A 21,201-nucleotide genomic window follows, 5' to 3' on the forward strand; every position below is an offset into this window, starting at 1 on the left:
ACACACCATTTGGCGATAAGATAACTTATGACCGGCGTCAGGCATATCCTGTGTTCTGACCTTAAAAATAATCGGAGCACCATGGAGTTTCCCGACTTTTTCCGCAGTGAATTTATCTGAATAAAACACACCTGCCTTTTTGATTAATTATAACATGTTTTGCAAATAATGGTTCTGATTAATTCGAAGAATTCTGAAAACGGTATAGAAGAAAAGGACGTCTGAATGAGAAATAAATTAAATAGTTGTTTATATGCGATTAAAAGTAAAATATACATGACATATTGTCGCATAAGTGATAATCTATGGTTGGAAGGAACAAGGAGGTGAAAAGCAAGTGGCAAAAAACATTGCTATAAAGGTAGCGAGAGCTGAGAAAGATATGACACAAAAAGCCCTGGCTGAAGCGGTCGGAGTTTCGCGGCAGACCATGAATGCCATTGAAAAGGGTGAATACAATCCAACAATAAAACTATGCCGAAAGATTTGCCGTGTATTAAACAAGAGCTTAGATGATTTATTCTGGGAGGATGAGGAAGATGAAGAAAGAGAAGAATAATCTTGACGAGAGACAGGAACTGAAACTTTTGAAAATTGAACACAATGGCTGCTGGTTTGCTTTTTGGGGACTGCTGGCAGCAATGTTGATTCAGATGTTTTTGGGCAATGGCAGTCCGAAAAATCTTGCAGGAGAATGGATCGTATTTATGTGCCTTGCAATTTATCTATCGGCTGCCTGTATGAAAAATGGAATTTGGGACAGAAAACTAAAACCAAATTTTAAAACAAACGTAATTGCCAGTGTAATTGCAGGTACTGCATTAGGTGTCATTTGGTTTGTGATTTCCTATCAAAATTATCATAATTTTATCGGATCTATTATGACCGGTGTTTTTATGTTCGTTTGTACGGGAGGTTTATGTTTGGCTGCATTAGTAGTATCCTCACTGATATACAAAAAAAGAGTTGAAAAACTGGAAAAGGTGGATGAGGATTCTATGTGTGACGAATAGAATATATGATATGAATGGGATGAGCGGTGCTTCGGGAATTAGAATTCGAAGCACCGTTTATTATGTATCCGTTCCCAAAGTCATCTTAATTGACTTAATGCGATGTTGTGTTTATAATAATACTAATTTGAATGTGACTAGGTACCTGTCCCCTGGTCACTCGCAAACCGGAATTGATTTTATAATGACAGGAAAAGGCGGGAGTAGTGAGTATGATTAACAGGGAAGATATGCTGGAACTGACCAGACGTATGACCCCGGCCAGGTCTTCGGTGTCGAGGATTGCAGGGGCGTATTTTGATGAGGAAGGTTATGTTGACGGGACTTTTAATACGCATTTTCTGAAATTGTCGGTACCGGACCGGACAAAGAATCTGAATCTGGCGAAGACGATTCTGATTTCCAGGACCAATGACCAAATGAAGGACTACCTAATCCCGGATTCTGCGAGAAAGCCGGGGAGCATCTGGCAGTTATTGGATGGGATTAAAGAGTCCGAACTTAAGAATGATGCATTTCTGGATATTTTGTATGAATTGATTCAAGAGAGAGTTCATCCGGGATATCCGTATGCTTGTTATCTTTATTTCGGACAATATGATGTTCCCGTAAAAGGCAGTGATAAGGAGTGGATGGAAGGATCGGAAGAGGTTTATACATACCTTTTATGCACAATCAGTCCGCTTATCGGCGAGTACGAACCGGGGAAACCGGAATTTGGATTCTTATATCCGGCTTTTCGTGACAGGACAACAGATAACAGATACATCAATATATTTGAAGAACAGAAAGGAAAATATTATGAACTGTATATGACACAGTATGCAGGGTTTGAAACGTAAATGATGGGAAGACTACAATTTCAAGAAATTGTAGTCTTCCGCTTTATTGACGGTTATTTTCTGCATTTTGTATAATAGGCGTAGCTGATATACGATGAGGAGAAAGGGGAACCAGGAGAAATGCAGAAAGAATTCTATACAGGTCATTTGTTTGATGTTTACCGGTATTTTGGAGCACATAAAGAAGGGGATCATTTTATTTTCCGTGTATTTGCACCGGGAGCGAGAGGCGTTACGGTCATGGGAGAATTTAGTAGCTGGCGGGAGATTCCGATGTATCAGGAGAACCAGAGTGGTGTATATATATCGGAGCCGATTGCGGCAAAGTTGGGACAAATGTATAAATATTGCATTTACACGGGAAAGGGCTGGCGGGTAGAGCATGCGGATCCTTATGGATTTCAGATGGAGCTGCGTCCGGCAAACTGTTCGATCCTGACGGAGTTGGATTCCTATCAGTTTCAGGACGAGGAATGGATGCAGTCGCGCACGGTAAGGCACGATGAGGCGTTGAATATTTACGAGCTGCACGCAGGATCCTGGAAAAAGAAAGGGGAAGAAGAGACGGACTGGTATGATTACGAGGAACTGGCGGAGCTTCTTATCCCATATATCAAGGAAAATCATTATACACATCTGGAATTCATGCCTCTTTCTGAGCACCCGTTTGACGGTTCCTGGGGGTATCAGAATACCGGATTTTTTGCGCCGACTTCACGGTATGGGACACCGGATCAGCTGAAAAAGCTGGTTGATAAATGCCATCAGGCAGGAATCGGAGTGATTATGGATTTTGTTCCGGTGCATTTTGCGGTGGATTATTATGGCTTGAAGGAATTTGACGGAACATGTCTGTATGAGTACCCAAATGCTGCAGTAGGAGAAAGTGAGTGGGGAAGCTGTAATTTCATGCATTCCCGGGGAGAGGTGCGCTGTTTCCTGCAGTCGGCGGCGAATTACTGGCTGGAGGAATTTCATTTTGACGGGCTTCGGATGGACGCGGTCAGCCGGTTGATCTACTGGCAGGGAGATGAACGACGCGGTGTGAACGGAACGACGCTGGATTTCCTGAAGACCATGAATCAGGGGCTGAAACAGCGCCATCCAACGGCGATGCTCATCGCAGAGGACTCGACTTCCTACCCGGGGGTGACAAAGCCGGTAGAGAAGGGCGGCCTCGGATTTGACTATAAATGGGATCTGGGATTCATGCATGACACGCTGGAGTATTTCCAGACGGCTCCGGAGTATCGGGCGCGGGATTATCATAAACTGACATTTTCTATGATGTATTTCTATCATGAAAATTATATGCTGGAATTCTGTCATGACGAAGTGGTACACGGGAAAGCGACGATCCTTCAGAAAATGAACGGGGATTACGATGGAAAATTTCCGCAGGCCAGAGCGATGTACATGTATATGATGGTGCATCCGGGTAAGAAACTGAATTTTATGGGAAATGAATTCGGCCAGCTCCGTGAGTGGGATGAGAAGCGGGAGCAGGACTGGGATATGCTGAAGTATCCGAATCATGATGCGCTTCACCGGTATATGATAGAACTGAACCGTATTTACCGGGAAAATGATGCGTTCCATAGGGACTATGATCCTGAGAATTTCCGGTGGGTGGACTGCCATCAGGAGGAGCGGTGCATTTATGCGATGGAACGCGTTGGAACCAAAAGAAAATATATAGCTGTCTTTAATTTTTCGAATGTATTGCAGGAAGCGTATGAATTTAAGGTTGAGGAAGATGCAAAAATCAGAGTGGCATTGCACTCAGACTGGGAAGAATTCGGTGGCAGTACCGCAAAAAAGACATCTCTTGCCCGAAATGAGTACAAAAATGGAAAGGTCATTCTAAATCTTCCGCCGTTTTCCGGAATATTGTTGGAATCAGAATAAAGAAAAAGGGGCACTTCATTTATAAGAGGTGCCCCTGCGTTTTAAAATTTTGATATTTCGGTCTAATTCCTGTCCAATTTGCAGACTTTCCGGTCATAGGTGAGAAGACCGTTTACTTCTTCTTCGATGTCAGAAACCTGGGTGTAGATGGCTCCGCAAAGCCCCTTCTCGATCAGCGGATCGATCTCTTCACTCATCAGGCGGTAGAAAGCGCCTCTGAAATCGCTGACGGCCGGAAAAACCTTATACCCGTAAACACCGCGCGTGCTGACATGATCTTTGATCTGACAGGCGTACCCACCATATTCGGAAATGACGAAAGCGCGTCGTTCCGGATTTACAAACTGTTTATCAAAGTAATTATGCTCACTCTTGAAATCCCCCTGTCCGCGGTCGAACCATCCGCTGGCGGAGTCGATCAGTCGGTCAGGATCCAGTTCCCGCAATAGCCGTGTGAGCTTCTTGGAGTCAAATTGTCCCCAGCCTTCATTGAAGATGACCCAGGTGCTGATACACGGGAAACAGCCAAGTGCCTGGACTGTATCGCGGCATTCCTGAATGAATTCTTCTCTGCCCCGGATACTCCTGCGGCCAAGAGGAAGGTGCAGCTTGTCACTCATACGTACCTTGAATTTCGGGAACAGAGCCGGGATCCAGGTCATAATGGGGGCATGATAGGCGCCGCCATTTACCATGTCCTGCCATACGATCATACCGAGGCGGTCACAGTGATAGTACCACCTGGCGGTCTCAATCTTCACATGCTTGCGCAGCATATTGAATCCAAGTTCTTTCATCTTGGTAATGTCATAGATCAGAGCATCGTCGGAAGGGGCGGTATAGAGTCCGTCCGGCCAGTAGCCCTGATCCAGGATTCCATTCAGAAAGAAGGGCTTGTGATTCAGGCAGAAACGGGAGATCCCTTTTGAATCCTTTTCAATAGTATAGGTGCGCATGGCGAAATATCCGGTCACCTCATCCTTGCCGGCACGGACACGCAGGCGGTACAGATAAGGATGATCCGGAGTCCACGGCTCCATCTGGTCCACATCGCAGTAGCAGGAATATTCACAAAGAGAATCGGAATAATTGGTGCAGATTCCTTTGGAAATGATGTTGCCGTCGGCATCAAGAACATGGCAGACGACCGCATCCTGATCACGGCATGCCGGTACCGGACGGTTCAATTTTAAAGAGACATGCACCGTTTCCTTGTCATACTGAGGAGTCAGATGCAGTTCCGTGATATAGATATCCGGAACCCATTCCGCCCAGACTGTCTGCCAGATGCCGCTTTGGGCTGTATAGAACATTCCGCCGCGTTTCAGCTTCTGTTTGCCGGTGCTGTGGAAGGAGCGGTCCGACTGGTCTCTGACAGATACTGACAGAATGTTGGAACGTTCGGTCAGTGCGTCGGTGATATCTACGGAAAACGGAAGATAACCTCCGGTGTGTTCGATGACGGTCCGGCCGTTGATCCGGACACTGGCCTGCTGGTCCACGGCACCAAAATGAAGAATACATCTCTTGCCGTATGGCGGAAGAATCTCATCGGGGAGTGTCCGTTCGCAGATCAGAGTATCATCCGGGAAAATCTGCTGCTGCACGCCCGACAGAGGAGCTTCCGGTGAAAAAGGAACCAGAATCTTCCCTGAAATAGGAGCATGGCGTTTCTTTTTGGAAAAGATGGTATAATCCCAGTAACCGTTCAGAATCATAAAATGTTCGCGTACCATCTGGGGGCGCGGATACTCTTCCAGAACGTGCTCGGGATCCAGCGACTCGCTCCACGTTGTTGTAAGGGGAAGAAGACGCCTTTTGTGATTGAAAAAATGTGCACTTTTGAGAGCAGATAAAAGATCCATATCAATTCCTCTCTTTTGTAAATTCTTGTGCAGGAGTAGTCTGCACAATTCGCTTTTTATTAGTATACCATAGACCGGCAGACGCTTCTGCAATTTTATAGAATTTTTACAATTCCCGCTCATCTTTTTTGACCGGAACTTTGGGAGGCTGGTAGTGATAAACATCCTCATAGGAATCCAGCTCCGCACGGGATATGGGGAGAGAGGGAATCAGTCCTGTACAATCCTGGGAGGAGGCTGCATTGGCAAGATAATCATAGGAATCAATGATACGATTGTTTTGCTGTTTTTCTTTTTTGTTCATGAAAATAACCTTCCTTTTTTTATGATATTTTCTGCATCAGGGGAAAAACTATGTAAAATTCATTGTAAAAACTTTATAAAGAGTTTATGATAATGTAAGGAAACAAGTTATAAAAGAGGAGTAAATAGCGAAAAATGAAGATTGTTTTAGATACACATGCACATACATTGGCAAGTGGACATGCATATAATACGATAAGAGAAATGGCAAAGGCGGCTGCGGATAAAGGACTGGAGGCGATCGCACTGACGGATCATGCGCCGGACATGCCCGGAAGCTGCCATTTGTTCTATTTTCAGAATCTGCGTGTCGTTCCAAGAAATCAATGCGGCGTAAAGCTCTTCCTTGGAACGGAAGCCAATATACTGGATGAGAACGGAAGTGTGGATCTCCCGGATTCGGTTCTTGCGGAAATGGATCTGGTCATTGCCAGTATTCATCCGCCGTGCTATAAAGGGGCAAAGACGAAAAAGGATATTACAAACGCATATCTTGCAGCAATGGAGAACCCGCATATTGATATTATCGGGCATCCGGATGATGGTAGATTTATGGTAGATTATGAAGCAATCGTAAAGAAGGCGAAAGAGACGCACACGCTTCTGGAACTGAATAACAGTTCCCTCCGTCCGGGAGGATTCCGTGTGAATACCAGGGAAAATGATATGGAAATGCTGCGTCTCTGTAAAAAATATGAGGTGCCGATCTCCATTGGAAGCGACGCCCACGTGGATGTGGATCTGGCAGGATTTGATCTGGCGATGGAAGTTTTGAAAGAATGCGAATTCCCGGAAGAACTGGTGGTAAATACATCCCTTGAGAGGCTGGAAAAAATACTTGCCATCTAGTTTTCATTACTATATAATGAATATATTGAGGTGAGAAATATGACAATTGACACGGAAGATTTACTGAACAGTATTATGGAGAGTATCGGAAGGATCGATTATATCAAACCTGCTGATATCCCGAATATTGATCTCTATATGGATCAGGTAACGACCTTCATGGAGGAACAGCTTAAGACGACGAAGCGGTATCCGGATGACAAGATCCTGACGAAGACAATGATCAATAATTATGCGAAAAATGACCTCCTTCCGCCGCCGGTGAAGAAGAAATACACCAAGGAACATCTGCTGGTATTGATCTTTATTTATTATTTTAAGAGTATTTTATCCATCAAGGATATCGGAACTCTGCTCGAACCCATGATCAGCCGATATTTCGGCTCGGAATCCGAGTTGGATATGGAGCGCGTTTATGAAGAAATCTGTCAGATGGAGAAGGGCAGGGTCGGACAGACGCAGGAAAGTGTCGGCGAGCTGTACAAGATCGCTGAAGATTCTTTCAAAGATGCACCGGAAGAAGAAAGGGAGTATCTCCAGATGTTCGCCTTTATCTGTAATCTGAGTTTTGACGTATATATTAAAAAGCAGCTGATTGAAAAGCTCATTGACGGATTTCCGGAACATGAAGAAAATAAGAAAAAGCATAAAAAATAAGAACAGGACGCTTTCCCCAGGCGTCCTGTTCCTTCTCTCTTTTATTCTTCAGTTGCCTCCGGGTCCTTGCTAAGGCGGGCGAAAACCATGTCATATCCGTCATTTCCATAATTCAGTGAACGGTTTACACGGCTGATCGTCGCTGTAGAAGCTCCTGTCTTTTCTGCGATTTCCAGATAAGTCTTCTGTTCTCTCAGCATCTTCGCTACTTCGAAGCGCTGTGAGAGTGATAACAGTTCATTTACCGTGCAGACATCTTCAAAAAAAGTATAACATTCTTCGCGGTTTTTCAGACTTAAAACAGCATCAAATAAAAAATCAACAGCTTCAGTTCTAATTTTCCGGCTCATGATGATCCCTCCGTATCTTTATTGACCATACCATTTTAACACAGTAAATTTTTAAAGTCTATAAATATTTTCTTAAGTTCCATTTGTATGTAGGGATTCTTGAAAAAACAAGAGACAATTGAAGGATTTTATATTATAATAAAAAGTACGTCTGCGAAGGCAGAGATTAGACAGGAAAAGACAGGCTGTGACAAGCGGCTGCAGAAAAGGATGTAGAATATGAGTATTTATGATTCATTAAACGAACAGCAGAAAGAGGCTGTTTGCCATACAGAAGGACCGCTTCTGATCCTTGCGGGAGCAGGTTCGGGAAAAACGAGAGTGCTGACACATCGAATCGCATATCTCATTGAAGAAAATGGAGTGAATCCCTGGAATATACTGGCGATTACATTTACCAACAAAGCGGCAGGAGAAATGCGGGAGCGAGTGGATTCCATCGTAGGATTCGGGGCAGAGAGCATCTGGGTGAGCACCTTTCATTCCATGTGCGTCCGGATTCTGAGAAGATACATTGACCGTCTGGGATATGATACCAACTTTACGATCTATGACGCAGATGATCAGAAGACTCTGATGAAAGATGTGTGTAAATATTTGAAGATCGACACCAAGATGCTGAAAGAAAGAACCATTCTCGGGGCAATCTCATCGGCAAAGGATGAGATGGTCACACCGGAGGAATTTGCACTGAGGGCAGAGGGCGATTATATGCAGAAGAAGATCGCGCAGGCTTACACCGAGTATGAGAAACAGCTGCGGGCAAACAATGCGCTGGATTTTGATGATCTGCTGCTAAAGACGGTTCAGCTTTTCCAGACACAGCCGGATGTTCTTGAGAGCTATCAGGAACGATTCCGCTATATTATGGTGGATGAGTATCAGGATACCAATACAGTACAGTTCATGCTTGTGAGTATCCTTGCGGGGAAATACAAGAATCTCTGTGTAGTCGGAGACGATGATCAGTCCATTTACAAATTCCGTGGGGCAAATATTAAGAATATTCTGAATTTCGAACAGGTATTTCCGAATACGAAGGTCATCAAGCTGGAACAGAACTATCGATCCACGACGACGATCCTGGATGCGGCAAATGCAGTGATCCGCAACAACAAAGGACGTAAGGCGAAGGCGCTCTGGACCCAGAACGGTCTGGGAACGCCGATTCAGTTCCGCCAGTTTGATACGGCATTTGATGAGGCGGAATACATAGTAAACAATATAAAAAATGAAGTAAATTCAGGAAAACGAAGCTATCATGACTTTGCGGTTCTCTATCGTACCAATGCCCAGTCCCGTATGTTTGAAGAAAAGCTGGTTGTATCCAATGTGCCCTATCGGATTGTGGGCGGCATCAATTTCTATGCCAGACGGGAGATCAAGGATCTTCTTGCATATCTGAAAACCATTGATAACGGAAGAGATGACCTGGCTGTGCGGAGGATCATTAATGTGCCGAAGAGGGGAATCGGCCTGACCACGATCAACCGCGTGCAGGAGTATGCCGCAGAGCGTGAGATCGGCTTTTATGATGCGCTGGTTGGCGCACACAGTATTCCGGCGATTGGGCGAAGCGCAGGGAAGCTGGAATCCTTTGTGGCGCTGATCGAACAGCTGAAAGCCGAAAGCGCAAACATGAGCATTTCCAAGCTTATGGATGAGATCATCGAGCTGACCGGGTACGTGGAAGAACTGCAGGCTGATACTGATGAAGAGGCACAAAGTCGTATTGAAAATATCGAAGAATTCAAGAATAAAATCATAGCATACGAGGAATTATGTGAAGCAGAGGGAACGAAAGTTACTTTGTCCGGATTTCTCGAAGAAGTCGCACTGGTAGCCGATATTGACAGTCTTGACGAGGATACCGATTACGTGGTTCTTATGACCCTGCATAGTGCGAAAGGATTGGAATTTCCGCATGTCTATCTGGCAGGCATGGAGGATGGACTTTTCCCAAGTTATATGTCTGTTACCTCGGATGATCCGTCCGATATCGAAGAAGAAAGAAGACTCTGTTATGTGGGAATCACCCGGGCGAAGGAAGAACTGACCCTCACCTGCGCAAGACGGCGGATGGTCCGGGGCGAGACACAATATAACAGGATGTCCCGTTTTATGCAGGAAATCCCACCGGAACTTTTATCTACCGGAGAAGTCTTCCACAAAGAAGAGAAAAAGGCAGAAGAGGCAAAGCGGACAGCATATCAGCAGGCTGTGATGAATTTCCACAAGAATGCCTATGCCGCACCGAAACAGTTCCAGGTCAAGAAGAGTGAGGGACTTTCTTACGGTGTAGGAGACAGGGTGCGTCATATGAAATTCGGTGAAGGAACGGTGACACAGATCACCGAAGGCGGACGTGATTACGAGGTGACGGTTCAGTTCGATACGGCCGGTGTAAAGAAGATGTTTGCTATGTTTGCAAAACTGGAAAAAGTCGAATAGAACGATAAAGAATTTCTAAAAATGATATAATTTGGTAGAAATTTAGTAACGGGAATGATATAATAATTTCATATTGATGAGCGTATGATACTCAGTGTAAGAACTCTGAGTGAATGGCAGAAAGGATGTGAAGGCATGAGCAGAATAGAAGAAATGCTTGCTACAACAAAATTGAATGACTTAATCCACAAGAAAGAGGAAGAGGATAAGGCTCAGAAGACGATTCTCTGGGTTCTGGCTATTGTAGGAGCAGTCGCAGCAGTTGCAGCAATCGCATATGCAGTATATTGTTTCTTTACCCCGGATTATCTTGAAGATTTCGATGAAGATTTCGACGATGACTTCGATGAAGATTTCTTCAGTGACGAGGATGAAGTACAGTAAGTTGAAAAGAGTAAAGCGAGGCAGGAATTGAGAGAAAGGTTCCTGTCTTGTTTTTTGCCATGCCTGAGCTTTGCTTATGCCAAGAAATTTGCATTGTTGATTAGAACAAGTATATTAGAATAGAATAGTATTTTTAGAGGTGTACGATGAAAAAAGGACAGATTCTGGAAGGAATGATTGAAAAAGTAGAATTTCCAAATAAAGGGATTGCAAGAATAGATGGGGAAGAGAAAAACGTGATTGTTAAAAACACATTGCCAGGGCAGAAGGTGAGCTTTGCAGTGAATAAAATCCGCAAAGGGCAGGCAGAAGGAAGACTCCTTCAGGTACTGGAACCGTCCCCGATTGAGATAGAACCGATGTGCCCACATTTCTGCCAGATGCCATCTGCAGAAGGAGACGATTTTCAAAAAGGCTGCGGAGGCTGCACGTATCAGAATCTCCCCTACGAAGAACAGATCCGCTTAAAAGCGACACAGATTAAAAACATGATGGATTCAGCGGTAAATGGAGACTATATCTGGGAAGGCGTCGCAGAAAGCCCGGTGCGGGAAGCATACCGGAACAAGATGGAATTCTCCTTCGGAGATGAGTACAAAGACGGTCCGCTTGCACTTGGAATGCATAAACGGGGAAGCTTTCATGACATTGTCCCTGTGACCGGATGCCGGATCGTAGATGAAGATTACCGGAAAATCCTTGCCGCCGTGCTGGAATTTGCCGCAGGGACAGGCCTTCCATACTACCACCGCATGCGTCATGTAGGATTCTATCGCCACCTACTGGTCAGAAAAGCGGTAAAGACAGGGGAAATCCTGATCGATCTTGTGACAACGACAGAGTATGAACTGGATAAAAGGGGACTGGTGAATTGCCTGACAGCCCTTGAACTGGACGGGACGATAGCCGGAATTCTTCATACGAAAAATGACAGCCTGGCGGATGTCGTGAAAGATGAAGGAACGGAAATACTGTATGGGCAGGATTATTTTTACGAAGAACTCCTGGGACTTAAGTTCAAGATCACACCATTTTCCTTCTTCCAGACCAACTCCCTGGGAGCGGAAGTGCTGTATGAAAAGGTAAGAGATTATATCGGTGAGACGAAAGATAAGGTGATTTTCGACCTCTACAGCGGAACCGGCACCATTGCCCAGATCCTTGCGCCGGTTGCAAAAAAAGTTGTTGGTGTGGAGATCGTGGAAGAAGCAGTGGAAGCGGCAAAGGAAAATGCGAAAATGAACGGGCTCGATAACTGTACCTTCTGGGCAGGCGATGTGCTGAAGGTGATCGATGACCTCGGGGAAGTGCCGGATCTGATCGTGCTGGATCCGCCCAGAGACGGCGTGCACCCGAAGGCGCTGGAGAAGATCATTGATTTTGGCGTGGAGAAGATGGTTTATATCGCATGTAAGCCGACCAGTGTGGCGAGAGATCTGGAAATGCTGCAGGGGAGAGGGTATCAGGTGGAACGGATTGGGTGCGTGGATTTATTCCCGGGGACTTATCATGTGGAGACGGTTGTTCTTTTGTCCCAACAAAAGCCGGATGACACGATAGAGATCGACTTAGACCTGGACGAGCTGGATGCCACCAGTGCCGAGTTGAAAGCAACCTATCAGGAAATCAAGGATTATGTGCTGAAAGAATCTGGCTTGAAGGTTTCAAGTTTATATATTTCTCAGGTAAAACGCAAATGTGGAATTGAAGTGGGAGAAAACTATAATCTTCCAAAATCAGAAAATGCAAGAGTTCCACAATGCCCGAAAGAGAAAGAAGATGCTATCAAGGCTGCCCTGAAATATTATGCGATGATCTAAGGACATCGCTGATTTCAAGGAGGAATAACACATGAAAAGCACATTTGAAAAAATGGGTGGAACCTACACACTTGGCGCAGATGGAATTTACTATCCGAATCTTATCAGTACAGATGAAGAACCGCATTATGGGAAATATGGAATGATGCGAAAAACATATCTGAAAGAGCATCGTCTGGCAATGTATAGAGTATTCAAACAAATATATATTTGCTGAAATTAAAAGAACTTTCTCCCAAAAGTGGGAAAAAGTCATATAGACATAACAAAAGACACTTCGTATGACAATGTGTGATAATGCCATCCGAAGTGTCTTTGTTTCCAGGATTACCTTTTTTTCATTATGATTATACCGATTCCAATAAGACAAGCACTGATTAATCCACCAGCAATTAAAATTATTACATAGACATTTGCATTGAAACTGATGTCTGTACTCCAATTTGAAAAGTTGACGTGACTGATAGTAAGTTGTTTTTTATGTTCAATAAGAAAAGTACAGATATCGTTGGAAAAAATCATCCATATACTACACAAGAAAGTACTGATTCCGGCTTTGATGAAAGAATTTACAGGTAAATATCTTATTGTGAGGAAAATGAGCCATACACCTAGCATAAGGACGAATGCAACAATGCTTCCTGTTTTCATTCCAGCCATTCCTGAGCGGTAACATACAATGAATATTGTAAGATATAGCCATAACGTGTCCCATATCATAGTAATAAGAGCTTTTTTATCAGATAAAACAGGTGACAAAGTGATATTTCGTATTATAAAAGGGAAGAATACTACAGATAATCCGAATAAAGTAGGGATTGACCAATATAGGAATTCTCCGCCTCCATTCATGGCATCCACGAAAAAGAAAATCAGCAATAAAGCGGCAATACTGCATAGGATGCATTTTAAAATTCTTTTTTGTGAAGATATCAAAGGAATTACAGTAAGTGCAGCAACAAGCATCATGGATGCAGTGACCACAAGAAATACACCAAGTCCTCCTCCGTTTGCCATAGATACAATAAAGGTAATAATGATTGGCAGAAGAAGGATACCTGCTATAACAACGCCGGCTTTAAACGCGGCATTCCGTTCTTTTTGAGCGTGACGGGCAAGAACTCCTTTTGATTCCTGTTTGATAACTGTGTTAATGGTATTATTCGCTAACTGTTCATAAGTATTTCTGCATTTAGGACAGTCAGTTAGATGCTGTTCTACCAGTTGGCAACTTGCCAAGCTGCATGCATGGTCATAATAAAGTGGCAGAAGATCCTGCACAATATCACATTGATTTTGATTATTATTCATGTTCATCCATCCTTTCTTTGATTTTTAATCTTGCCCTATGATAAGTAACTCTTGCCCAGTTCTCTGTTTTACCAAAGATAGTTCCAATCTGTGAAAATGATAATTCTCCAAATACCCTAAGCTGGAATACTTCTTTATAAGGCTCCTGAAGTTCATGAAGTATGAGATGGATCTGAAGAGCTGTGTCCTGATCTTCATAATTATCTACCATATCAAAAGATACTTCAGAGCTAGCTTCATCAAAAGATGCATATTTAGTATTTTTTCTACATTCATCAATTGCAAGGTTTTTAGCAATACTACAAAGCCAGGTAAATTCGCTGGACTTGCCTTCGTATGTGTGTTTTGCAGTCATAGCTTTATAAAAAGTATTTTGGGTAATTTCCTCCGCAAGAGACTGATTTTTTACAATAGTCATCACATATGAGTAAACCTGCAGATAATATGAATTGTACAATTTCTCATAATCCAGAACTGTTCACCTCCTTTTTACATAGATTAGACGGAGAAAGGATAGTTTCGTTACAAATTTTTTCGGTTTTATTTTATTATTTGTTTTTTGAAGCCAGGATTCCCCTTGCCAGTGCGATGCCTACCTGTGGATACAGTTCCTGAATTTCCTGATATTTTTCTTCAATCAGTTCCGGTTCATCAGCCCAAACATTCTCATAAATCTTCATGGCTTTTTTGAAATGGGTTTTAGCCTGTGAGATATTTGCTGTGATCAGGCAGATATTTCCCATGGCTTCCTGTACCTGGGCATAGTCCAGACAGGTATCGGAGTTGTATTCTTTGATGATCTGCGCAAGTTTCTGGAGGGCAGCCATTGCCCGTTCCGGCTCCTGCAATTCTGTCAATAAGGCAGCATAATTGTTGATCTGGGGAATGCTGTCATTGGTATAAAGCAGTTGGTACTGCTCAAGCAGGAAGATTCCCTTTTCCATGTGTTCTTTTGCAAGCGCTGCCTGACCATTTAGGCGGTAAAGACCGCCCAGATTCGCATGAAGGTTGGAGACAAGGTGGGCATTGTCTTTTGTGATTTCTTTGATCTGTGCAAGGGCTTCCTTTTCAAGTTTGATGGCTTTTTCCGGCTTTGTTTCCATACATGCCTGATAGTCCAGTAATAATGCACGGTCAGTATCGGCACCGTTTCCATTCCCTTTCAAAAGCTGCTTCATCTCACAGATAATCTCTTTCATACCTTTCTTGTAACGGTATTTCTCCATATATGGGAAGATATCTTCCAGAAACAGAAGGTATTTGGTCGGATCATCTTTTTCTATCATCCGCATGATATTCCCGACTGTCTGGAACAGTTTTTTATAATAGCTGACTTCTGTTCCATGCATCAGACATATTTTTTGCAGGGAATTAAGCAAAGTATGGCAGCCTGTGACCGAAGGTTTTGTTTCTGAAAGGGCAATCTCCTGAATCATCGGATGCAGGGAAATTGTATGCCGGGTAGTTGCCTGTACAAAACCTGTTTCAACCAGGTCATTGATGGCATTTAAGTCAGTTAATCCAAGCCAGTCAGCAAAAATACGGGCGGAAATACCGGCAGGAGGCAGAAAGCAAAGGTTCCGCATGATTTCCTGTTGTTTTACGGATATGGAATAAAGGGAGAACAGAGTGTGGATATGGTTATAGTAAGTAGCCTTGCTGTTTTGACCGTCTTTGATGGCAATGATTTTATCTTCATTTTCAAGGGATGCCTTTTCTTCCCGTAGCTTTTCCAGCAAGCGTTCCAGAGGTAGAATTCCATTTTCCAGAAGATTTGCTGCCAGTTCTACTGCAAAAGTATGGCGGTGGACGGTTTCTATGATCTCTTCTACCAGTGTCCGGTGTTCTTCTGCTTCGGAATAAAATGCAGCTGCCAGTTGAAACAGGCTGGCCGGTTCCCGGATCTCTTTTAGCTGCAGGATACAGTGTCCGTCAAATCTACTTCTAGTCGTGAAAAGAATCCTGCACCGGTATTTCAGGACCACCGGCAGAAAACTGTCCTGCGTGGCAGTGACGTTGAAATTGTCTATGATGAGCAGTGTATCATCTTTTAGAGAGCGGAGAAACCGGTTGTGTTTCCGGAAACGTTCTTCTTCGCCATCTTCCGGCAGATCATCGGTAAAATCCATGTCTGTGACAGCCTGATGTAAATCACCGGCATATTCCACATACAGGATGTTCGTATAATATTTTTTGTATTGCTTTGCATATGCTTTCGCCAGTTCACTCTTTCCAATCCCCGCAATTCCATAGAGAAATACTTTGCTGTTTTCTTCCAGCATTGCATGTAATTCGTCCAGTTCTTCTTCTCTTCCAAGAAAATGGCGGCATGGTCTGGGAACTTCACTGTCCATGATGTAATCTAGAACAACCGGGGAAAGAGAACCGCCTGCAATCAGTTTCTGGTTTCTGGTATCCCGTTTGATAAACTGGCGTTCCATATCAAAGGAGATCAATTTTGCCAGAAAAAGAAGCCGTGAATCAAGGGGCTTGTAAAGGGATGCCAGCTTTTTCTTTTTTGCTTCGGAGATTGTGGCATCCTGCATGAACAGGAGATAAACATCCTGCAGTGCTTTGTTACAGTCGGTCATTAATGGTATAAGATTATGCTGCAGCGTTTCAGCCAGTTTTTCCTGTTTGCTTGGTCTTGCATAGTAAGAGCAGATTTTGGGACTGATCTTCGCCTGTCCGGTCATCCACCGGCAGACCAGCCCGTTGTCAAAAGAAAAATCTATGCTTTCCGGGCTGTCCATAAAATCCTCAAACACTTCATATAAAAATTCAGGCTGGTTCATCTGGTTACTTTCGCTGATATGATTTTTTAAACATGTCATTATAGAGCTAAAATCGCATCGATCCAATCGCAATCCCACCTTTTCGTATCAATTCTGTTTGTATCTGGTACTAAACTTCCTATATAATAACACAAACGTATGTTCTGGACAATGGAATTTCAATGATATGAACCAAAATAAATGAGAAACAGTCAATTTACTCTCAATTTCTGCTCAATGAGAAGCCAGAAACTTTCCTGTAGAATGACTACAGAATAAAAAAACAGGGAAGGAGAGGCTTGTGAAACAGAATATAGAATTTGAACGGTGCATTGATTTTCTTGTGCGGATGATAGATAAATATGGCGAAGAGCTGCTCCGGGAACTGGAGGAAGATAAGGAAAACAATGGACAGGAGAAAAAAGAAGAAAATGAAAAGAAAAAAGAAGCGGCAGCTTCCTGAGATGGAAATCGCAGGGCTGCCGTTTTATATATGATTTTAATATATTTTATATCTGCAAATCTTCTCCCAATTTTCAGGGAATCCCATTTGTTTTAATAGTTGTGCCTGTGTTAAATGTGGGCACTGCTTAAGTACTCGCTTGATTAACTGGATAAGAGAGCGTTTGAATGATTTAAAATCATCATTGTTGATGAGATATCTTAGTGAAAGAACTACAGCAAATAAATCGTGTTTACCAAGAGTATAACTCCCCTTTTTCAATGGAATAGAAAGCTTTTGGTGTAGGAGTGTATCAGGGATTGTATCTTGAGTTCGAAAATCATATAATCGTTCTCCATGAGCACATACATTCCGGCACTTTGCAATAATAGTGATAAATTGATGCAATTGTTTTTCTGTATAGCCTGGGAAATGTTTACTGACTTTTACCTGGACATCGTTTGGCATATATTGATAAAAGGCAGAAAGCTGTCCAAATGTAACAGCATTCATTGCAACCCAGAGTGGAACATTACCATATACCTTGGAATAATGGGAAATGTAATTATAATGGGAAGGCATCGAAATACAGTTTTGCATAGAATGAATCAGGCGATTGACAGCTTTTTGGTTTTTCTTTGCAGAATTAAAATTTACAGGGTTTAGATATTCTACCTGACTTTCACCAAATTTTTCACAGAAGTGATAGGAAATCAAAGATTTCAGATGCCGTTCTACATGAAGAATATACTTTAAAAATAAAGTCCGTAACTCTTCATCAAAATAATAAAATGCAACAATTTCTTCAAATGTAACACCATATAAGTATTTTCCAGAAGGCTTATGTTTGAACAGATTTTTGTATCCGCCAATCAAAGAATAGTAGCTGATATGCTCTAGCGTATGGATGGCAGTTGGAACATCTGAAATGGTTAATTGTTTTTCACTCTGTAATTTTTCAATTTGCTGATCGTATGTAAGAAATTTTTTCTCCATAATATATCACTCCTGTATAGTAAAAAAGGAGCCCACGCATGAGCTCCTCCGGCTACGGGCCCCTCAAGCATCCATAGCACAACCACTAAAAATACTATACAGGATTGATTTCAGAAAGTCAATCTGTTTTTAGTGGTAGTATTAGTTTATTCATATAAGCGTTAAATATTCGGAAACAAATATTGAAGATAGTTGGAACAAATGATAGAATAAAGTTGGGACAATGAATGCGAGATAATATTGTGAAGAAATAAGAATTGCAGGTGACAGAGGTGAACGTAGAAGCATACGATGTGGATTCGTTGAGAAAGATGGTTAGGATACTTGAATATGAGAACAGATTATTAAAAGATAAATTGAAGAAAGCAAGTATTCCGTATGATGAGGTAAATCCTTTCGAAGAAAAAATAGAAAATGCAGAAGAGTATGACCCGGATCAGGGGGAACGTATTGTGAATCCTTCGTTTATTTCAGAAGAGATGGCAATCCGTTTCTTTTCGATGTTTTGGGGAAGAGAAGATGTATATGCCAGACGAGGTAAGAACGGTGGTTATTTTCCCCAATGTGATAATCGTTGGAATGACAGACTTTGCCCTAAGCAACGTAAAGAGAAGGTATTTTGTGATGAGTGTGAAAATACCAAATGGACAAGGCTGGATGTTAAAAAAATAATTGCTCATTTGTTGGGATTTAAAGAGGATGGTTCAGATGTAATTGGTGTATATCCTCTATTGCCAAATGGTACATGCAGATTTATTGTATTTGATTTTGATAACCATGAAAAAGGAGCGGAAGCTACCGATTTTGCCAATACGGATAATGAGTGGCATAAAGAAGTGGATGCTCTTAGAAAAATGTGTGAGCTTAATGGTATCAGACCTTTAGTTGAGAGATCCCGCTCCGGGAAAGGGGCACATGTATGGATTTTCTTTAAAAAGGCAATACCGGCGGCAACGGCAAGAAATTTCGGATTTCTCTTATTGGATAAAGGTTCAACTTCCATTAATCTGAAATCGTTTCATTATTATGACAGAATGTATCCTTCACAGGATGTGACAAATAGTATAGGTAATTTGATTGCATTACCGTTACAGGGACAGGCACTTAAGAATGGAAATAGTGCTTTTGTAGATGAAAATTGGAATGCATATCCTGATCAATGGGATACTCTATTTAATAAAACGGATAAGTTGGGCGTAGAAGATATCGAACAATACATGACAAAATGGCAGGGAGAATTAGCAGAAGCCAGAGGAATGCTTGCTAATATTGATAAAAACTCCAGACCGAAACCATGGAAAAAGAAGTGCGAGTTTTCTAAAGCTGATGTTGTGGGCAAGCTGCATATGGTATTGGGGAATGGTGTTTATATTGATACTTTGAACCTTATGCCAAGAATACAAAATCAGATTCGTAGTCTGGCAGCATTTGATAATCCGGAATTTTATAAAAATAAAAGGCTTGGATATTCAAATTACTACAATTTTAGTGCTGTGTATTTAGGAAAGGATATAGATGGGTACATACAGATTCCGAGGGGACTGAGAGAAAAATTAATAGAAGAATGTGAAAAGGCAGGGATTTCTGTTGATGTTTCTGATCAGAGAGAAACAGGACATCCAATCCGAGTATCTTTTAAGGGAGATTTGCGAACGCAGCAGGAGCTGGCGGCAGAAAAATTACTGTCACATTCGGATGGTGTTTTGAGTGCGGCAACTGCATTTGGTAAGACGGTAGTATGTAGTTATCTTATTGCTGAGCGAAAAGTAAATACGCTTATCCTGTTACAAAGCAAAGACTTACTGAATCAGTGGGTCGATGAACTGAATAAGTTTTTGGAAATAAAAGAAGAACCACCGGACTATGAAACAAAAACAGGAAGAAAGAAAAAGAGAGACAGTGTGATAGGAATTTTGCACGGCAGTAAAAATACATTAACAGGTATCATAGATGTTGCAATGGTTGGTTCTATGTATAGCAGGGGAAAGTTTAATGAACGGATTAATTCTTATGGAATGGTAATCATGGATGAATGCCATCACGCAGCTTCCAATACATCCATGGAATTATTACAGAAAATTAATGCAAAGTATGTGTATGGTGTTTCAGCTACACCAAAACGTGGTGACAGCCTTGACAGGATCATTTATATGTTGCTGGGTCCACTGAGACACAGGTTTACTGCGTTGGAGAGGGCGCAAGAGCAGGGAATCGGACATTATTTTGTCCCGAGATATACAAGAGTAGTCGATAATGCAGAAAGCAAGGATGATATCAATAAGGCATATAGTCTGATTAGTACCAGTCGGGTACGTAATGAGATGATTGTAAACGATGTGATAGCTTGTGTTGCAAGAAAACAGACCCCGGTAATTTTGACAAAGTTTAAGGAGCATGCAAAATTTTTATTTGATGCTTTGAAAGAGAAAGCAGATCATGTATTTCTTCTATATGGTGATAACTCCGATAAGGAAAATGCAGAAATACGAGTAAGGTTAAAGCAGGTTCCTGAAAATGAATCACTTATTTTAGTTGCAACCGGTCAGAAGATAGGAGAAGGGTTTGACTTTCCAAGACTGGATGTACTAATGCTTGCAGCTCCTGTGTCTTTTGAAGGGCGTCTTGAACAGTATGTGGGAAGACTGAATAGAGATTATCCCGGAAAAGAAGCTGTTTATGTGTATGATTATATTGATTCTCATGTTCGCTTCTTTGATAAGATGTATGCAAAAAGATTAAGAACATACAAGAAGACAGGATTTTCAATATGGACGGGAGAGTTGCAGTCGAAACAGATGATAAATGCAATATTCGATTCCGGAAATTATACCGAAAAGTTTGAACAGGATATAGTGGAGGCAGAAAAAATGGTGGTAATTTCCAGCCCGGATATCAGACAGGACAAGATTGAACGATTCTTATTCCTGATGAAGGGAAGACAGGAAGCAGGCGTAAAGGTAACTATCATCACAACAGATCCGGAAGAGATTGTTTATGGAAGTTCGGATGTATGCCATGAGTTAATCAGAACAATGCAGCTGGTAGGAATGAATGAAGTAACAAAAACAGAAGTAGAAGAACGGTTTGCTGTCATTGATGATGAATTAGTATGGCATGGGGGCATGAATCTTCTTGGAAGAGTAGATGTTTGGGATAATTTAATGCGTATCAGGAATCATCAGGTTGCAGCGGAATTGTTGGAAATTGCACTGGGATATTTATCAGAAAAATAAGGA

At 42.3% G+C, this 21,201-nt stretch carries 18 protein-coding genes and 1 pseudogene; 12 read left to right on the forward strand and 7 right to left on the reverse strand.

Annotation, left to right across the window (positions count from 1 at the left end; translation table 11 throughout):
- The first annotated feature begins 337 nt into the window (after positions 1-337).
- The 4 genes from ACTNA4_RS00210 to glgB all read left to right on the forward strand — a co-directional run bounded on the left by ACTNA4_RS00210 (position 338) and on the right by glgB (position 3,763).
- Positions 338-559 carry a helix-turn-helix transcriptional regulator gene (locus ACTNA4_RS00210; RefSeq protein WP_441024431.1) on the forward strand — a complete coding sequence of 74 codons (222 nt, stop codon included), beginning with the start codon at positions 338-340 and terminating at the stop codon, positions 557-559.
- Positions 540-1,013, forward strand: coding sequence for a DUF6773 family protein (locus tag ACTNA4_RS00215; RefSeq protein WP_441028066.1), 474 nt, complete (start codon positions 540-542; stop codon positions 1,011-1,013). Before ACTNA4_RS00210 ends, ACTNA4_RS00215 begins: the two co-directional genes overlap by 20 nt.
- 212 nt (positions 1,014-1,225) lie before the next feature.
- Positions 1,226-1,855 (forward strand): DUF4317 family protein, encoded by a 630-nt coding sequence (locus ACTNA4_RS00220; protein ID WP_427808519.1) that lies wholly within the window; start codon positions 1,226-1,228, stop codon positions 1,853-1,855.
- 120 nt (positions 1,856-1,975) lie between these two features.
- Positions 1,976-3,763, forward strand: a complete 1,788-nt coding sequence (gene glgB, locus ACTNA4_RS00225; RefSeq protein ID WP_441028068.1) for a 1,4-alpha-glucan branching protein GlgB — start codon at positions 1,976-1,978, stop codon at positions 3,761-3,763.
- 62 nt (positions 3,764-3,825) lie between these two features.
- On the opposite strand, the gene ACTNA4_RS00230 is transcribed toward glgB, so the two are convergent.
- Positions 3,826-5,628 (reverse strand): glycoside hydrolase family 2 protein, encoded by a 1,803-nt coding sequence (locus ACTNA4_RS00230; protein WP_441028070.1) that lies wholly within the window; start codon positions 5,626-5,628, stop codon positions 3,826-3,828.
- A 106-nt stretch (positions 5,629-5,734) separates the two neighbouring features.
- Positions 5,735-5,932, reverse strand: a complete 198-nt coding sequence (locus tag ACTNA4_RS00235; RefSeq protein WP_427808525.1) for a hypothetical protein — start codon at positions 5,930-5,932, stop codon at positions 5,735-5,737.
- A 134-nt stretch (positions 5,933-6,066) separates the two neighbouring features.
- On the opposite strand from ACTNA4_RS00235, the gene ACTNA4_RS00240 reads away from it, so the two are divergent.
- Both ACTNA4_RS00240 and ACTNA4_RS00245 read left to right on the forward strand, forming a co-directional pair.
- Positions 6,067-6,780, forward strand: a complete 714-nt coding sequence (locus tag ACTNA4_RS00240) for a phosphatase (RefSeq protein ID WP_441028072.1) — start codon at positions 6,067-6,069, stop codon at positions 6,778-6,780.
- Between the two features lie 39 nt (positions 6,781-6,819).
- A complete protein-coding gene (locus ACTNA4_RS00245) occupies positions 6,820-7,437 on the forward strand; it encodes a DUF1836 domain-containing protein (RefSeq protein ID WP_427808529.1) in 618 nt (205 codons plus the stop codon).
- Positions 7,438-7,478: 41 nt separating this feature from the next.
- Here the strand turns inward: ACTNA4_RS00245 and ACTNA4_RS00250 are convergent, their stop codons facing one another.
- Positions 7,479-7,787 (reverse strand): YerC/YecD family TrpR-related protein, encoded by a 309-nt coding sequence (locus ACTNA4_RS00250; protein ID WP_427808531.1) that lies wholly within the window; start codon positions 7,785-7,787, stop codon positions 7,479-7,481.
- A 219-nt stretch (positions 7,788-8,006) separates the two neighbouring features.
- Between ACTNA4_RS00250 and pcrA the strand changes: the two genes are divergently transcribed.
- The 4 genes and pseudogenes from pcrA to ACTNA4_RS00270 form a co-directional block, all read left to right on the forward strand.
- Complete coding sequence (pcrA, locus tag ACTNA4_RS00255; protein ID WP_441028074.1) at positions 8,007-10,238, forward strand: DNA helicase PcrA; 2,232 nt, start codon at positions 8,007-8,009, stop codon at positions 10,236-10,238.
- A 135-nt stretch (positions 10,239-10,373) separates the two neighbouring features.
- Positions 10,374-10,622: a DUF4366 domain-containing protein gene (locus ACTNA4_RS00260; RefSeq protein WP_427808535.1), complete on the forward strand. Its 249-nt coding sequence runs from the start codon at positions 10,374-10,376 to the stop codon at positions 10,620-10,622.
- 146 nt (positions 10,623-10,768) lie between these two features.
- Positions 10,769-12,442: a 23S rRNA (uracil(1939)-C(5))-methyltransferase RlmD gene (gene rlmD / locus ACTNA4_RS00265; protein ID WP_441028076.1), complete on the forward strand. Its 1,674-nt coding sequence runs from the start codon at positions 10,769-10,771 to the stop codon at positions 12,440-12,442.
- A gap of 31 nt (positions 12,443-12,473) precedes the next feature.
- Positions 12,474-12,638 (forward strand): annotated as a pseudogene (locus ACTNA4_RS00270) (TnpV protein); the annotation flags it as partial.
- 131 nt (positions 12,639-12,769) lie between these two features.
- Here the strand turns inward: ACTNA4_RS00270 and ACTNA4_RS00275 are convergent.
- From ACTNA4_RS00275 to ACTNA4_RS00285, 3 genes are all read right to left on the reverse strand, one after another.
- Positions 12,770-13,753 (reverse strand): zf-HC2 domain-containing protein, encoded by a 984-nt coding sequence (locus tag ACTNA4_RS00275; RefSeq protein WP_441028078.1) that lies wholly within the window; start codon positions 13,751-13,753, stop codon positions 12,770-12,772.
- A complete protein-coding gene (locus tag ACTNA4_RS00280) occupies positions 13,746-14,210 on the reverse strand; it encodes an RNA polymerase sigma factor (RefSeq protein WP_330684617.1) in 465 nt (154 codons plus the stop codon). Before ACTNA4_RS00280 ends, ACTNA4_RS00275 begins: the two co-directional genes overlap by 8 nt.
- Before the next feature lie 91 nt (positions 14,211-14,301).
- Positions 14,302-16,548: a tetratricopeptide repeat protein gene (locus tag ACTNA4_RS00285; RefSeq protein WP_441028223.1), complete on the reverse strand. Its 2,247-nt coding sequence runs from the start codon at positions 16,546-16,548 to the stop codon at positions 14,302-14,304.
- A gap of 280 nt (positions 16,549-16,828) precedes the next feature.
- On the opposite strand from ACTNA4_RS00285, the gene ACTNA4_RS00290 reads away from it, so the two are divergent.
- Positions 16,829-16,990 carry a hypothetical protein gene (locus tag ACTNA4_RS00290; protein ID WP_021739274.1) on the forward strand — a complete coding sequence of 54 codons (162 nt, stop codon included), beginning with the start codon at positions 16,829-16,831 and terminating at the stop codon, positions 16,988-16,990.
- A 36-nt stretch (positions 16,991-17,026) separates the two neighbouring features.
- Here the strand turns inward: ACTNA4_RS00290 and ACTNA4_RS00295 are convergent, their stop codons facing one another.
- Entirely contained in the window at positions 17,027-17,965 is a 939-nt protein-coding gene (locus tag ACTNA4_RS00295) for an Abi family protein (RefSeq protein WP_441028081.1), read from the reverse strand.
- Positions 17,966-18,237: 272 nt separating this feature from the next.
- Between ACTNA4_RS00295 and ACTNA4_RS00300 the strand changes: the two genes are divergently transcribed.
- Complete coding sequence (locus tag ACTNA4_RS00300; protein WP_441028083.1) at positions 18,238-21,198, forward strand: TOTE conflict system archaeo-eukaryotic primase domain-containing protein; 2,961 nt, start codon at positions 18,238-18,240, stop codon at positions 21,196-21,198.
- Positions 21,199-21,201: the final 3 nt, after the last annotated feature.

The sequence above is a fragment of the Bariatricus sp. HCP28S3_A7 genome, from assembly GCF_052066375.1.
GTDB lineage: Bacteria > Bacillota > Clostridia > Lachnospirales > Lachnospiraceae > Allocoprococcus.

What these genes read in the sequence shown, in the direction of transcription:
- ACTNA4_RS00215 (WP_441028066.1), top strand. Translation starts at nt 540, where the DNA reads ATGAAGAAAGAGAAGAATAATCTTGACGAGAGACAGGAACTGAAACTT.
- ACTNA4_RS00220 (WP_427808519.1), top strand. Translation starts at nt 1,226, where the DNA reads ATGATTAACAGGGAAGATATGCTGGAACTGACCAGACGTATGACCCCG.
- glgB (WP_441028068.1), top strand. Translation starts at nt 1,976, where the DNA reads ATGCAGAAAGAATTCTATACAGGTCATTTGTTTGATGTTTACCGGTAT.
- ACTNA4_RS00230 (WP_441028070.1), bottom strand. Translation starts at nt 5,628, where the DNA reads ATGGATCTTTTATCTGCTCTCAAAAGTGCACATTTTTTCAATCACAAA.
- ACTNA4_RS00235 (WP_427808525.1), bottom strand. Translation starts at nt 5,932, where the DNA reads ATGAACAAAAAAGAAAAACAGCAAAACAATCGTATCATTGATTCCTAT.
- ACTNA4_RS00240 (WP_441028072.1), top strand. Translation starts at nt 6,067, where the DNA reads ATGAAGATTGTTTTAGATACACATGCACATACATTGGCAAGTGGACAT.
- ACTNA4_RS00245 (WP_427808529.1), top strand. Translation starts at nt 6,820, where the DNA reads ATGACAATTGACACGGAAGATTTACTGAACAGTATTATGGAGAGTATC.
- ACTNA4_RS00250 (WP_427808531.1), bottom strand. Translation starts at nt 7,787, where the DNA reads ATGAGCCGGAAAATTAGAACTGAAGCTGTTGATTTTTTATTTGATGCT.
- pcrA (WP_441028074.1), top strand. Translation starts at nt 8,007, where the DNA reads ATGAGTATTTATGATTCATTAAACGAACAGCAGAAAGAGGCTGTTTGC.
- ACTNA4_RS00260 (WP_427808535.1), top strand. Translation starts at nt 10,374, where the DNA reads ATGAGCAGAATAGAAGAAATGCTTGCTACAACAAAATTGAATGACTTA.
- rlmD (WP_441028076.1), top strand. Translation starts at nt 10,769, where the DNA reads ATGAAAAAAGGACAGATTCTGGAAGGAATGATTGAAAAAGTAGAATTT.
- ACTNA4_RS00275 (WP_441028078.1), bottom strand. Translation starts at nt 13,753, where the DNA reads ATGAATAATAATCAAAATCAATGTGATATTGTGCAGGATCTTCTGCCA.
- ACTNA4_RS00285 (WP_441028223.1), bottom strand. Translation starts at nt 16,548, where the DNA reads ATGAACCAGCCTGAATTTTTATATGAAGTGTTTGAGGATTTTATGGAC.
- ACTNA4_RS00295 (WP_441028081.1), bottom strand. Translation starts at nt 17,965, where the DNA reads ATGGAGAAAAAATTTCTTACATACGATCAGCAAATTGAAAAATTACAG.